The sequence below is a fragment of the Chryseobacterium sp. MYb328 genome, assembly GCF_037572595.1.
Lineage (GTDB): Bacteria > Bacteroidota > Bacteroidia > Flavobacteriales > Weeksellaceae > Chryseobacterium > Chryseobacterium pennae.
Genome location: NZ_JBBGZQ010000034.1, coordinates 24,849 through 39,165, shown reverse-complemented (window position 1 = coordinate 39,165; position 14,317 = coordinate 24,849). Strand labels below are relative to the sequence as shown.

11 protein-coding genes are annotated in these 14,317 nt (G+C 35.8%); 7 read left to right on the top strand and 4 right to left on the bottom strand.

From position 1 onward, the window contains the following. The first annotated feature begins 1,167 nt into the window (after nucleotides 1-1,167). On the top strand, nucleotides 1,168-2,997 hold the full coding sequence (locus tag WH267_RS23500) for an acyltransferase family protein (protein ID WP_340011392.1): 1,830 nt from the start codon (nucleotides 1,168-1,170) through the stop codon (nucleotides 2,995-2,997). 333 nt (nucleotides 2,998-3,330) lie between these two features. Beyond that, a complete protein-coding gene (locus WH267_RS23495; protein ID WP_340011390.1) occupies nucleotides 3,331-6,198 on the top strand; it encodes a M16 family metallopeptidase in 2,868 nt (955 codons plus the stop codon). A 68-nt stretch (nucleotides 6,199-6,266) separates the two neighbouring features. Here the strand turns inward: WH267_RS23495 and WH267_RS23490 are convergent, their stop codons facing one another. From WH267_RS23490 to WH267_RS23480, 3 genes are all read right to left on the bottom strand, one after another. Next, nucleotides 6,267-7,343, bottom strand: coding sequence for a GNAT family N-acetyltransferase (locus WH267_RS23490; RefSeq protein WP_340011388.1), 1,077 nt, complete (start codon nucleotides 7,341-7,343; stop codon nucleotides 6,267-6,269). Beyond that, nucleotides 7,340-8,341, bottom strand: coding sequence for a polysaccharide deacetylase family protein (locus tag WH267_RS23485; protein WP_340011387.1), 1,002 nt, complete (start codon nucleotides 8,339-8,341; stop codon nucleotides 7,340-7,342). The genes WH267_RS23490 and WH267_RS23485 overlap by 4 nt, the downstream gene beginning before the upstream one ends. Nucleotides 8,342-8,409: 68 nt before the next feature. Continuing rightward, nucleotides 8,410-10,548 (bottom strand): S46 family peptidase, encoded by a 2,139-nt coding sequence (locus tag WH267_RS23480; protein WP_340011386.1) that lies wholly within the window; start codon nucleotides 10,546-10,548, stop codon nucleotides 8,410-8,412. A gap of 255 nt (nucleotides 10,549-10,803) precedes the next feature. Here WH267_RS23480 and WH267_RS23475 point away from each other — a divergent pair, with 255 nt between their 5' ends. After that, nucleotides 10,804-11,289, top strand: coding sequence for a copper resistance protein NlpE (locus WH267_RS23475; protein ID WP_340011385.1), 486 nt, complete (start codon nucleotides 10,804-10,806; stop codon nucleotides 11,287-11,289). Between the two features lie 30 nt (nucleotides 11,290-11,319). Here WH267_RS23475 and WH267_RS23470 read toward each other — a convergent pair whose 3' ends face one another. Beyond that, entirely contained in the window at nucleotides 11,320-11,967 is a 648-nt protein-coding gene (locus WH267_RS23470; protein WP_123321782.1) for an MgtC/SapB family protein, read from the bottom strand. Between the two features lie 248 nt (nucleotides 11,968-12,215). On the opposite strand from WH267_RS23470, the gene WH267_RS23465 reads away from it, so the two are divergent. The 4 genes from WH267_RS23465 to WH267_RS23450 all read left to right on the top strand — a co-directional run bounded on the left by WH267_RS23465 (nucleotide 12,216) and on the right by WH267_RS23450 (nucleotide 14,293). Next, on the top strand, nucleotides 12,216-12,614 hold the full coding sequence (locus tag WH267_RS23465; RefSeq protein ID WP_066692735.1) for an immunity 22 family protein: 399 nt from the start codon (nucleotides 12,216-12,218) through the stop codon (nucleotides 12,612-12,614). A 71-nt stretch (nucleotides 12,615-12,685) separates the two neighbouring features. Further along, on the top strand, nucleotides 12,686-13,000 hold the full coding sequence (locus tag WH267_RS23460; RefSeq protein ID WP_340011384.1) for a hypothetical protein: 315 nt from the start codon (nucleotides 12,686-12,688) through the stop codon (nucleotides 12,998-13,000). Nucleotides 13,001-13,025: 25 nt separating this feature from the next. Next, on the top strand, nucleotides 13,026-13,775 hold the full coding sequence (locus WH267_RS23455; RefSeq protein WP_340011382.1) for a protein phosphatase 2C domain-containing protein: 750 nt from the start codon (nucleotides 13,026-13,028) through the stop codon (nucleotides 13,773-13,775). 230 nt (nucleotides 13,776-14,005) lie between these two features. After that, nucleotides 14,006-14,293, top strand: a complete 288-nt coding sequence (locus WH267_RS23450) for a hypothetical protein (RefSeq protein ID WP_340011380.1) — start codon at nucleotides 14,006-14,008, stop codon at nucleotides 14,291-14,293. Nucleotides 14,294-14,317 lie beyond the last annotated feature (24 nt).

The window sequence follows — 14,317 nt, the reverse complement described above, 5'->3', positions numbered from 1 at the left end:
AGCACTCTCTTCTGTCAGTGGCGCTCCATATTTGCGAGTGCAAAAGTAAAACTTTATTTTGATTTGACCAAATGTTTTGAAAGAAAATTTTAAAGTTTTTTTTAACTAACCCTAAACTCTCTCCAAATCATCAATCTCCCTACTCCTGCGCTCCCGTTTTATTGGGACTGCAAAGATACAAACTTTATTTTAACCCGCAACTTTTTAAAGTAAAAAGTGAAAGTTTTTTTTCGTCCTTATCTTTCGGAGTATATAATGTTTCTGCTTATCTAAAAGCTCTTCTGCGCTTACTGAATCTCTCTCGTTTTTCAGTGGGGCAAAGATAGAGTCTTCTCCATTACCACGCAAACTTATTTAACATAAAGTTTACATTAAAGTAATATATAACCCTTAAGGTTCTGATTAGTTGAGAGAAAAATTTTAAACATTTGTTTGGGGATTTGCGTGGAGAGATGCCGGATGGCAGGAAAAGGGGAAAATGCAGATGTTTTATTGGGATATGAGGGATATAAATGATGGGTAATGGAAGGTATACATTATATATAGTAAGGAAAAGGAGAATATAAAGCATATATATTATATAGCAGATTATATAGCAGAAAAATTGAAGTTGACTTTGGTGGATGCTTTATTATTATGGAAATAATATTGTCTGGTTCATTACAGGATGATAAAGGCTGGTATTATAAAATATCAGGAATACAGCGGTAAATAATATAATGTACGTTATGTAGTGGGCTTTTAAATGTACCCCTCTATAGAAAAAGCAGGTATAATGGGTGCTGATGTTTTATTGTTTTAACTACAGATGGCGCAGATTTTCACAGAACTTTCATAGAGCAGAAATGACTAGATTACCACCCCGTCAAAAATTCTTTGAATTTTTGACACCCCTCCAAAGGATGGGAATGATAGAAGCCATCATTTATGGATAATAGGTAATGCTATTAATAGATGCCAACCTATTATCTATTATTTATTCATCATTTACAAAGTGGTCCCCTACCCTAGCCCCGATAGAAACGGTTACCCCACAGTATGGGTTGGAGCGTAGAAGGGTTTGGGTGTAGGAGTGTGTGGCGCGAGGAGTATGAGTGGATAGCGGGAAATAGCTCCTAACTCAATACATTTTTATTACTTTTGCCCAACATAACTAAAAATCATTGAATGCAGTTTAGAAATGACATACAGGGGATAAGAGGTCTTGCTTTTTTATTAGTTTTCATTTTTCATTTAAATTATAACTGGCTGCCCGGTGGTTTTATCGGAGTGGATGTTTTCTTTGTCATTTCAGGTTTTCTAATGACATCGATTATTGTAGGAGAAAAGGAAAAGTCTGATTTCAGTTTTTATAACTTTTACCTGAAGCGTCTAAAGAGAATATTCCCGGCCTATCTTTTTCTGCTTATCATTATAGCTTCTGCAGGCTTTTTTATTTATCTGGACCGGGATTTCTGGGGTTTTCAAAAATCTGTAGGAGCTTCGTTATTATTTGTTTCCAACTTACTGTTCGCACGAGGAGATTCTTATTTCGGAGCCAGACTGGAGGATAACCCGTTTCTACATACATGGTCTCTTGCCGTAGAAATGCAGTTCTACCTTCTGCTTCCCCTGATTATTATATTCATCAGGAAAAGGTTTCTACCGATTGTGATCATCCTGCTTATTGTTGCTTTAACGGCATATGCTAATATTTCAATGTACCTCAGCCATGATACATCGATCAAATATTTTTCACTTCCTGCCCGGATTCCAGAGTTTCTAATTGGCTCATTATATAGTGTTACTTTAAAGGGTAAAATGAATTTCAGCAGAACGAATAATAACATTATCACCACTCTTAGCCTGGGAATATTGATCTTATCTGCTTTTCTGATGGATAAGAATACTCCTTTCCCTGGAGCCACAGCTCTAATCCCAACCATTGCTACCGCCAATTTATTAGTTACAGGCAGTAATTTTGTTTCTGATTTTTTTGCTAAGAAGATTCCCCGTTATATAGGTGAGCTTTCTTATTCTCTCTATCTGTGGCATTGGCCATTGATTGCGTACATCCGATATTATAATGATGAATATTCTCTGAGCACTCCAGAAGTTATTTTCATTTGTATACTTACTGGTCTTATGGCATGGGTTTCTTACCGCTTTATTGAAAATTATTTCAGGAAGAAAAATAGCCCTGTATTTTTACGGTATGCTGTTTCAGGCTCTGTATTGCTAGGTCTTCTTACTTTATTTCTTCCTAAGGTTGCGGAGATCTATAAGATCCCGGATATCTATACTTCCCCAACTTTTGGAGTGGATTCGCATAATCAGAAAAAGACAGAGTTTTTCGGGGACAGAGCTGCCAAAAGCCCTAAAATACTACTGATAGGAGACAGCCACGGCTTGACTATCAAGCCTTTCTTAAATTATATTGGGCAAAGAAACCATTTTTCCTTTACTACAGTAACGAGTGACGGTATTATTGCTTTGCATGGTATAAAGAGAGATGAAATTCCTTCTTACGGAATGAAATTCTATGATGCCGCCCAGCAACTCGCACCATTTACAGAGCAAAACATCAGTCAGAACAAGATCATCATGATTAACTGCTCTACGTTCATAAGTCCTCCCTCAGTATATGAGACTATAGAAAAAATAGCCCGCAATTTAAAACATGATCAAAAATTGGTTGTTTTTGAAACTTATCCTACTGTTGACCGTGATCCTATAAAAATTAACAGGGATTATATTAAAAGAACTTCCAGAAAGTTTGTCGTTACAATAAATAAAGAAAACAGATCAGCTCTGCAAAAGCTTGCCGCATCCCATCAGAACATCTATTTCTATGATCTGTCAAAAAGTAAGGTATTTGAAACGGCTCCTTTCTATAAAGATACTTTAATGTATTACAACAGATCACATCTGAATGTGTACGGCTCCGTTTCTCTGGCTAAAGATCTGGAAAAAGATTTTATGTCTTTCTTGACTCCTATTCTTAATGAAGAAAAATAAAATGATTGAATGAGCCTTGAAGATGAAGATTATAGAGGTCATCAATAGTGCCTACTATCATTTTTTAAGGTGGCTTTATTGTGATTTTAATAATAACATAGTTTCCAACATTACTCTACAGCTTCAGTTTTGAAATTCAACTTTCTCAGTCCAAATTCACATTCTTTTATAAAATCCTGCAATTTTCATAACAGGATGTACTTATTTTTCCTTGTTATATAGGTTTTCAACTATGATCATAGATGTAATAGTCACAAAAATCGGGGTACATTTTTTTTGATTGCTTACATTTGTACTACATTCTTATTATAAGAGGATGAAATGAATTCATATATGACAGACAGAAAATATCAAGAAACGGTTCATACAGATACAAACCACTACGAATATACCACGGTAACCTACGACAAGAATAAAGTAAGAATCTATACATTGAAGAATGGCCTTAAGGTTTTCCTTGCCCAGAATTTTGATGCACCAAGGATACAGACTTTTATTCCGGTAAGAACAGGGAGTAATAATGATCCGGCAGATAATACCGGTCTGGCTCATTATCTTGAACACATGATGTTCAAAGGAACTTCCAAAATAGGAACCCAAAGCTGGGAAAAGGAAAAGGAACTTCTTGACCAAATCTCCGCACTTTATGAAAGCCATAAAGCTGAGCAGGATCCTGAAAAGAAAAAAGAAATCTATAAAAAGATAGATGAAATCTCCCAGGAAGCAAGCCAATATGCTATTGCCAATGAGTATGATAAAGCAATCTCTTCTTTAGGAGCTACAGGAACCAATGCTCATACCTGGTTCGATGAAACGGTTTATAAAAACAATATTCCGAACAATGAACTGGAAAAATGGCTGAAAATTGAAAAAGAAAGATTCTCTGAGATTGTTCTCCGTCTTTTCCATACAGAACTGGAGTCTGTATATGAGGAATTCAACAGGGCACAGGATAATGACTCGAGGCTGGTCAACTATGAACTGATGGCAGCTCTTTTCCCTACTCACCCTAACGGGCAGCAAACTACCCTGGGAAGACCCGAGCATCTGAAAAACCCTTCCATGAAGGCTATTCATAAGTATTTTGAGGAATACTATGTTCCTAATAATTACGCCATGGTATTGGTTGGTGATCTTGATTTTGAAGCAACGATTCAATTGGTAGATCAATATTTTGGGACCATTCCCTACAGAGAACTTCCGAAAAAGACTCCGATTATTGAACAACCTATTACCGGAATTGTTGAAACTACCGTAAAAAGCCCCACTACTCCACGGGCTCAATTGGCATGGAGAACAGACAGCTATGGAACAAGGGAAGCCATGCTTGCCGATATTGTTGTAAATATTCTGAGCAACAGAGGGGAAGCCGGCTTATTGGACCTTCATATCAATCAGACTCAGAAAATGCTTTGGGCACAGGCATTCTCCGTAGGATTAAAAGAATATGGTTATTTTTCCATTGTTGCAGTTCCGAAGGAGACTCAAACCCTGCAAGAAGCAACAAATATGGTCCTGGAAGAAATAGAACTTATCAAGAAGGGGGATTTTCCTGACTGGATGCTTCCGGCTATCATCAATGACTTCAAGCTTCAAAGAATGAAAGGCCTTGAAACAGCAGAAGGCCTGGCTACTACTCTATATGATATTTATATAAAAGGAAGAAGCTGGGAACAGGAGCTGAATGAAATGGATGAATATGCAGGTTTTACTAAAGAAGACGTTATCACCTTTGCCAATACATTCTTCAAGGACAATTATGTAGTTGTAAATAAAGAAAAAGGAGTTAATGATAAATTAATCAGAGTTGAAAATCCGGGCATTACCCCTATTAAGATCAACCGTGATGCACAATCTGAGTTTCTGAAGGAAATATTATCTGAAAAAACTGAAGATATCAAGCCAGAATTCATCGATTACGAAAAGGAGATTTTGAACGGTGAGATCAAGGGGAAAAAACTGAGTTTTGTAAAAAATAAGTACAACGATATTGCCCAGGTTTATTTTGTCTTCCCTTTTGGAAGTGATCATGACAGAGATCTGGGAATTTCCACTCAGCTGCTTCAGTATTTAGGGACAGATGAACTTTCTCCTGAGGATCTGAAAAAGGAGTTTTTCAAAATCGGAGTCAGCAATGATTTTAAAACATCTAATAATCAGTTATTGATCTCTCTAAGCGGATTGGAGGAAAATATTGAAAAAGGGATTTTACTTCTTCAGCAATGGATGTATCGCGTACAGCCTGATCAGGAGATTTATAATCAATTTGTAGGAACTGTTCTGGAAAACCGTCAGGCTATTAAAAAAGATAAGAACCGTATCATGACTGCCCTTACTAATTATACTAAATTAGGAAGTACTTCACGTTTTATGGACGTTATCTCTAAGGAAGAACTCGAAAATACCAAGCCTGAAGTATTCACAGACCGTATGAAACGATTGTTCAAATATCCTTATCAGATTTTCTTTTATGGAAAGGACTTTGAGGCATTTAAAGGATATATTGGTGAATACACAGAAGCCGAAAGCCTTCAGATTCCTGAACCGAAACAATATCCTGAGCCTGCTACCGGAGGAAATGTCTATTTTATCGATTATGATATGGTTCAGATGGAAATGAGCAAGGTTGGTAAAGGAAATATGGTGAATCCTGCCTATTTTGGAAAGGTGAATGTCTTTAATGAATATTTCGGAAGAGGATTGTCTTCAATTGTTTTCCAGGAGATCCGGGAGAGTAAAAGTCTTGCCTATTCTGCCTATGTTTCCTATTCTGCCAATGCTGAACTGAACCACCCTGATTATGTAAGCACTTATATCGGGACACAGCCGGATAAGCTGATGATCGCTGTGGATACGATGGATGAACTGATGAATGAACTTCCTGAAGTGACCATACAGTTTGAAAATGCCAAAAATGCAGCTTTAAAGCAGATTGCTTCCACCAGAGTAACGAGAATTAACATATTCTTTAATACTTTAAGGCTAAAGAAACTGGGTATTTACCATGATTTCAGAAAGGATATCTTTGAACAGATCCGGGAGCTGAAATTTGAAGATATCAGACAGTTTTATCAATCGGAAATTCAGTCCGTACATTTTAATACCGCCATTATCGGTAAAAAAGAAAACCTGAATATGGAAGCTGTAAGTAAAATGGGAACTTTTACAGAAGTAAGTCTGAAGGACATTTTCGGACATTAAAAAAGCTAAAAAGCCGCTCGATATAAATATCAAGCGGCTTTTATTATATTCTTAACCGAACCATTCCTTTACGTCATCATACAATCTCCGTCTCCATCCTGAAAATGTGGGTTGAATTGCTCCGGAAGTTCCTCCAGTAATTGTTTATGAAAAAGATATTCCCGTCTGAAACCACGTTCATAGATTTTCGGAAAGACCTTAGACTGTTGTATTGCCTCATTGAGTCCGGTGTGGTAACAGGTAAACCCTTTTACTTTATTCAAAATGACGAAATAGCTTAAGAAAGCTACAATTCTTTCATCATTTGTTTTTGAAAAAAAATAAGGTATTTTAAGATAGCCATCTCTGAGCTGAAGCAAAAGGCAACCAGCAAGTTTATTGCTGTCATCGTAAATTTTTATCCAAAAGTATTTAAAAACTCCGGCAAAGCTTGAAAAGAAATACTTCTCCTCTTTTTTACCTTCCAGAATCCAGGGATGATCTATAAAGGTATTGATTTCCTCTGCGCTCCGGTTTTCGGAAAATCCAGCCACAAAATCTATGCTTTCCTGATCTGCACGATCAAGGATTTCATATTTAAATTTTGGTTCTTCTACTCCAAGGTTCTTCAATGAGATTAAGGAATTGGCGACTGTATCCAAAACATAGAAAAGAGGTTTCCCTATTCTTGTTTTAGGCTTTTTCTCAGGAATCATCCCTGTGGCATCTGTTCTAAAGTAATATCTCTTTCCGTCTTTTGGGAAAACATCCTCAAAAACACCCATAATGATATACAATGCTTCAGCCTCTTTGGTGAATTCCGTTATGGCAATTCGTCCTCGGTATTCTTCAAAAACCTTTTTCAATAGTTTTTTAGCAGGTCTTTTCTTCTGAAATTCCGGATTCACATAGAGTGTACTCAGCCAGGCGTACTCTACTTTTTGTCCTTCAACAACAAAATAATCAGGGAAACATCCTACATATCCAGCCAATTTTCCTTCATATAAAGCCAAAATAAGGAGTGTCTGGTCCTCTGTTGCTCTGGGATTATTAATTTGAGAGATTGCCCGATGCTTGGTAATAGGCAGAAAATCATACTGCCTGAATGCACCGGATGATACGAACTCTTCCAGTTCTTTTTTATTGAATGCCTTCAGCTGTATCATTTTCTTACGATGGTGTTTTTATTAATCAGCTTTTTCAGCTTGAAGTAAGCAATTTCTCTTTTCAGAATTTTTTCTGCACTCTCACCAGTTTCCATTGGGATTCTCTGGAAGTTTCTCTTTACGCTGTCAAGTTTTATCCCTGCTGTTCCAAAGGTACAGTACATTTCCTCATTTTTAAACAACTCTTCAAAGAAGTCATTCTTCACTCCAAAATCAGTGAAAGGGAATGCAAAACTCTCATACAGAAAATTATTTTCCTTTAAATAAGCAAAGGTTTTATCTATGGATTTCATTTGTTCTTCCAAAGACAGATCTCCGTATTTTGGATGATCCCAGCCGTGGGAAGATATTCCAAAACCTTTATGGGCAAGATGTTTTAATTCCTCTGTACTCAAATAAGGTCTGTATTCCTTTGTATAAGATTTAAAATCAAATTCAAGCTTTTCAGCAAGAAGATCCAGCATATTTTTCTCCTGATAGGTAATCTTTAAGATTTTGTTCTTTACAATTTCAATGGCAGCATTACTATTAAGAGACAAAACAGTGTATACTTCAGGACTTATAGTTGTTTTATTTCCAATTGCATCTATAAGAAGGCTGGCTTTACATCTGAACATGATCTCCTTATTATCTATAAAAGCCGGGTTTATGAAATTGCAGGCATAAATTCCTTTCCGTTCCAATACAGGTGCTACAATATCATAAAATTCTCTGAATCCATCATCAAAGGTAAGTAAAGCAATCTTTTTCTGAGCTTTGAAATTTCCTGAAGTAAAATCTTTGAATTCCCGCCAGTTTACCCATTGAAAATGTTTTGAAAGATCATCGATATCCTTTTCAAAATCTTTAGAATTCTTGTATTCAATTACATGTTTAATATGGGGAAGATTCTCATCGGAAACACAGTGATATAAAGGAAAACAGTAATTCAGCGGAAATGATTTTCCGATATGATCTGTTTCAAAAGCTGTCAATAGATTAATGAGCCTGTCCTTCATCCTAAAAATAAAAAGAATCTATTCAAAATTAAATTCGAATAGATTCTTTAAAGGTATAACTTTTAAAATTATTTTATCACCTTCATTTCATCAACAATCCATCTGGCATCTGCAAATTTATCAACGATGAAAAGGATATATTTTGTATCTACCATAATGTTTCTGCTGAAACGTGGATCGAAATTGATATCACTCATTGTTCCCTCCCACTGTCTGTCGAAGTTAAGACCGATCAGGTTTCCGTTCGCATCAAGTGTCGGGCTTCCCGAGTTTCCTCCTGTTGTATGGTTGGTTGCTGTAAATCCTACAGGAACATCACCTGTTTTATCTTTATAGATTCCGAAGTCTTTCTTATTGTAAAGCTCGATCAGTTTCTTAGGAACATCAAATTCATAATCTCCAGGAACATATTTCTCCATTACTCCTGCAAGGTGAGTCTGATAACCATAAGAAACGGCATCTCTTGGTGTAGAACCTTTTATTTTACCGTAAGTTACACGAAGCGTTGAATTAGCATCCGGAAAGAATTTTCTGTCTTTATCAGTTTCCATCTGTTGAGCCATGAATTTCTTCTGCAATGCATCAATTTTTGCCTGAAGCGTGGAATATTGTGGATCTGCTGTTTTCATGTAAGTTTCCTTCATAGAAACATAAAGCTGATAGATTGGATCTTTCTTCAACGTTTTGATCAGCTTATCCTGATTAGAGAATGCCTTATCGATATCTGCAGTCAGTGTTCCTCCGTTTACAGCCGTTCTACCTGTAATGATAGAATTTTTCGACATATCTTCCACCAAAGAGATATTTGCATTTTCATCCTTATACTTGTTGAAGCCTACCGGTAAAAACTGTGGTGCGGTTTTATTATTGTATAAAGCCAATAGTTTTGCCGTTACTTTAGCATCAAGCTCTGCACTGTAATCTTTATAGAAAGAAGTAAGCTTATTTTTTATTCTGGTAAGTTCTTTCTCATCCATTCTTCCTGCTTCTACAGCAGCAATAAAATCATAATAATCACCTGCCAGCTTCAAAGTCTCAGCATTTCTTACTACTTCTGTATAGTATGCATTATTTAATGCATAAGGAGCCTGCTCGTTATAAAGTTTGTTCAGCTGATCTAAAGTTGTTTTAACTTCAGGATTTCTAGCAACTAAAGACCCTTCATACATTACTTTTTTCTCTACAGCTCCGGATTTTTTTAATCCTTCCACTTCACCGATCCATTTTTTCCAGTAATTGGCTACAGAAGCATATTTGGAAGCATATTTAATACGTGTTTCATTATCAGCACGCATTTTTTCGTCCAATGTTTTTAAAGCTACATCACGTACAGCAATTCTTGCAGGATCAATATCTTTCATGATCTTTTCTACAGCTACTGCCGGAAGATATTCTGTAGTTCTTCCCGGGAACCCGAATACAAATGTGAAATCATTTTCATTCTTATCCTTGATAGAAACCGGTAGATAATGTTTCGGAACGTAAGGTACGTTGTCTTTTGAATACTCTGCAGGCTTGTTGTCTTTGTCTGCATAAATTCTAAACATGGAGAAATCGCCGGTATGTCTTGGCCAAACCCAGTTATCGGTATCGCTTCCGAATTTTCCGATGCTTTGAGGTGGCGCTCCTACAAGACGGATGTCTTTATAAGTTTCAATCGTATAAGCATAGTACTTGTTTCCATAGTACATTGGCTTGATCATAATCGATTGGTAAGATTCAATTTTCTGAGAGTTTTTGTAAACCTCAATATTGTTATTGATCTTTTTGGTAAGTTCAGGTTCTGTAAGATTATCTGTTCCTTCCATAATCTGGAAGCTAACATCTTTTATATCTACAATAAAATCTACTTTTACTCCTGGGTTAGGAAGCTCGCCGTTCATGTTTTTAGCCCAGAAACCATTTGACAGAAGGTCATTCTGAACCGTAGAATGTGCCTGAATCTGACCAAATCCACAGTGGTGGTTAGTCAATAACAATCCCTTAGGAGAGATGATTTCCGCGGTACATCCACCGTTAAACTGTACTACAGCATCCTTTATGCTCGGCTTTTGTGGATTGAAAATATCTTTGGCAGAAATTTTCATTCCCAAATCCTTCATTTCCTTTTCATTCAGCTCTGTAGGAATCCACATTCCACCATATTGTTGTGCAAATGCCATTGCAGCCGGCAAAAGAAATACGGATAAAAGTATCTTTTTTGTCATAATCAAAAATTTTGCCCGAATTTACGAAGAAAAATAGGAATAGTACCCATAAAACGAGGGTAAAAAAAATCAACAATCAATTTGAATTGTGAATTACCTCTCATTTTCACAAAAACTGATAAGTAAAAATAAAGGTTGAATTGTTGTTGGGTATAAAAAACTGACAAGCGAAGCGACCTGACTGTTTCCTCTCCCTTGGCTCAATTTTTGTTTAAAGTCTGTCAGTTTAATAAAAACATATTTAACAAAATTATTATGATGAAAAACCAAACACTTATCCTGGGAATCGGAGCAGCTTTATTTCTTGCTTCCTGTTCTAAAAAAGAAACTGTGGATACTAAAAATTCGGCTACAGATTCTGCTGCTGTTCAAACAACGGCTACTGACAGTACAGCTCATCCTGTAACCAGTGCACAAGGTGATACTTCTGAAAATACCTTGGACTGGAACGGTACTTACGAAGCAGTGGTTCCGTGTGCTGACTGCCCGGGAATCAAGACTTCATTAACGCTGAACAATGATAAAACTTTCAGCCTCACTGAAGAATATCTTGAAAGAAAATCGAAGAATGAAGATAAAGGATCTTTCACATGGGATACTACAGGAAGTGTAATTACTCTGAAAGGGAAAACAGCAAACTATAAATATAAAGTGGGCGAAAATATACTTATTCAACTGGATATGGACGGAAAAGAAATTGACGGACCGAACAAGGATCTGTATGTATTCAAGAAAAAATAAAGGCTTCTGCCTTTATTTTTTTGCTTTATATCAGAACTGATAGGCTATAATCTTTACATCATCAACTAAATCTTTTATCAATTCTTCATGATGCGTATTCTTACCTGTCAGCCTCCAGGTTGCAGTGATATTCCCTTGTGTATATTGCTGTTTGATCAATACATACTTTAAATGGTGTTTTTTAAAAAGTTCTTCGCAATGTTTTAAATCTGCTGAATTCGTTACTCCTACTTTATACTCCCTGATCTTGTTGTAATTATCTATAAAACTCTGCAGATAAGTTAATGCACTCAGAATAATAAGCACCAAAGCTGTTCCCAGAAGGGAAAAATAGACATATCCTGAACCTACGGCCATCCCTATAGAAGCTGTTGCCCAAATGGTAGTGGCTGTTGTAATTCCTTCAATTTTATTCTCACCTTTAAATATGACGCCTGCCCCTAAAAATCCGATTCCGGTAATTATATTTGCGGCCAGACGATCAGGATTTGCAACACCTATTTTAATCGAGAGGATGGTAAATAAACAGGCTCCAAAGCAAACGAGGATAAAAGTACGCAGCCCTGCAGATTTATTGCGATACTCACGTTCTGCACCAATCAGTAATCCCAGAATCACTGAAATAAAGATCAATAACAACTCATTCGTAACGACATAATGGTCCTGTAGAAATTCCATTTTCAAAATTTAACAATAGAATAAATTTACAATAAAAATTTTTACGGAACTATTTTTGATGTTTGGACTTTGTGTAGTATGGCTCAAAAAACGGAATGTAACGGAAAACTTTTGTAATATTACAGTTCAAATTGAAAAAGTAAGTCTCAACCCTGTTTTTTCAATCAAAAAAGAGAGTTCGAAAGTTTCGACAACCTGGAAAATACATTCTAAACAATTATAATAAACAATACAACAAACAATACATTATGGACAAAGAAATTTCTCACTTCTGGCTGGGGTATTTTAAAAATGAAGAAGAATTTTATGCTTTTGTGGAAGAGGATGAAAATTATTATCTGGAAGAGGAAAATGATGATCAGTATGTTTCAAAATTTGCAGAGTCCCAGAACATCAAATGGTTCGATGACGACTTTATAGAATATGGTTTTGAAGATGAAAGACTGGGATTGGTTGAAAAGTTCTCAGAATATTCATATGCAGACCAATGGCTTCCGGTTCTGGAGCAAAAGCTTAATGACCTAAGCCTGGATACTCCTGTAAATGCCATTGTTTTTGCCAGCAGATTTGTTATTCCTAATCCTGTTTCTGTGGATGGAGAAGAAAACAAACTGTATTATATTGGCGAAATTGAATTTGACGTTTAAATACTACTATAGAAATTTAGAATACCTGGCTGTATTTTTTTCTTATAGTCAGGTTTTTCTCTCAACACATCATGGCTATCGCAAAAAAGGGACTTAGAAAGATCATCGTCATTGACGAAGTATTTTATTGGAAAATAAGAAAGAAGATCTCACACAATGAAAGACATGATGTTGAATATGAAATCCCTGTTCAGCATGAGAGCGAAGGTCAAATTCTATTAATAAATGTGGGGTTCTGTAGGTCTGAACCTTATGGAAGAGAATCTATGGAAATCACACCTAGTCTCATCGAATCTAACATTACTGAGGCCATTGAACTTGGCTGGGAATATAATAAACAGGGAAAAGCCATTACATTGATGGATGGGAAATTGTTTTTTTGGTGAAATAACAATATCTTTCAACGAATTCATGAATATATATTCCTCTTTACAAATCGGTGATTATCATACCAATCATTGCGAAGATCATCTTCTGATCAAAAAAATAAACTCTAATAAAATTATATGTGCAGTAATGGACGGATGTTCTACTGCTATGGAAAGTCATTTTGCCTCTACCTTAGTTGGTAAAATACTTCGTAAGATCATCATCGAAACAGGATATAGAGAGTTGTATGAAAAAAATATTCAATCTGGTATTGATGAACAACTTAAGGAAATCATAAAAAGACTGTTCGATGAAATTACATTTCTAAAAAAGCATCTGATGCTGGATGAGAAGGAGCTATTAACAACTCTTATCATTTTACTTTATGATGCTACAGACAACAAAGGAATTATTTTATCTATTGGTGATGGAGTTATTTGTATCAATGGACAAATAACCGAATTTGATCGTGATAATAAACCTGATTATTTCGTTTATCACCTTAATGCAAATTTTGAGAATTGGTACACCAACCAGATTCAAAAGGTATTTTTTGAAAAATTGGAGGACATTTCCATTGCTACTGATGGAATTCTTAGCTTTTCAAAGATCAAAAAAGCTGATTCTGAAAGTGTAAACTGTATTGAATATCTGATGATAGATCAATCAAATAGTGATACTGACGAAATGCTCAACAAAAAGATTAAAGCACTTGAACATCGCTATGGAATGAAGCCAACAGATGATTTAGCTATAGTAAGATTAATAAAAGATAATTCTTCTCAATTGTAAAACCGGGTTTCTTTAATTATTTTGGAGTACGGGTTTCCGTAAAGGAGTTATAAAAATACGTGATAGATTTGAAAACATAAAATAACATCATGAAACGTATTTTAAATTTATTCTTCTTTTTGATAATTTGTGTAACCACAGTATCATGTTCTACTAACTACTACACTGTTTTATTGACTGAAGATGCTACAATTTATGGTTCTTCGGATTCCACTAATATTCTAACTAGAGTGCCAAAAAACACTGAAGTATTCTTATCAACTCAGCTCAATAAAAAGAATTACAAGAAAATAAAATGGAACAATTACTCTGGATGGGCATATAATCCTGTTTATACTTCATACAGCAATTATACTCCTTATACTCCAGTAAAAACTCCTACGACCACATCAACATACAATTATAGTTCTAGTAGCACAAGTTCATCAAGTGGTAGTGTAAGTGTGAAGGGATATCACAGAAAAGACGGAACGTATGTCAGACCGCATACCCGAAGTGCATCATCAAGAAGGAGATAGGTATATAAAAATAAAAAACTTCCG

Coding starts and splice junctions, on each gene's coding strand:
- WH267_RS23500 (WP_340011392.1), top strand. CDS start 1,168: ATGCAGTTTAGAAATGACATACAGGGGATAAGAGGTCTTGCTTTTTTA.
- WH267_RS23495 (WP_340011390.1), top strand. CDS start 3,331: ATGACAGACAGAAAATATCAAGAAACGGTTCATACAGATACAAACCAC.
- WH267_RS23490 (WP_340011388.1), bottom strand. CDS start 7,343: ATGATACAGCTGAAGGCATTCAATAAAAAAGAACTGGAAGAGTTCGTA.
- WH267_RS23485 (WP_340011387.1), bottom strand. CDS start 8,341: ATGAAGGACAGGCTCATTAATCTATTGACAGCTTTTGAAACAGATCAT.
- WH267_RS23480 (WP_340011386.1), bottom strand. CDS start 10,548: ATGACAAAAAAGATACTTTTATCCGTATTTCTTTTGCCGGCTGCAATG.
- WH267_RS23475 (WP_340011385.1), top strand. CDS start 10,804: ATGATGAAAAACCAAACACTTATCCTGGGAATCGGAGCAGCTTTATTT.
- WH267_RS23470 (WP_123321782.1), bottom strand. CDS start 11,967: ATGGAATTTCTACAGGACCATTATGTCGTTACGAATGAGTTGTTATTG.
- WH267_RS23465 (WP_066692735.1), top strand. CDS start 12,216: ATGGACAAAGAAATTTCTCACTTCTGGCTGGGGTATTTTAAAAATGAA.
- WH267_RS23460 (WP_340011384.1), top strand. CDS start 12,686: ATGGCTATCGCAAAAAAGGGACTTAGAAAGATCATCGTCATTGACGAA.
- WH267_RS23455 (WP_340011382.1), top strand. CDS start 13,026: ATGAATATATATTCCTCTTTACAAATCGGTGATTATCATACCAATCAT.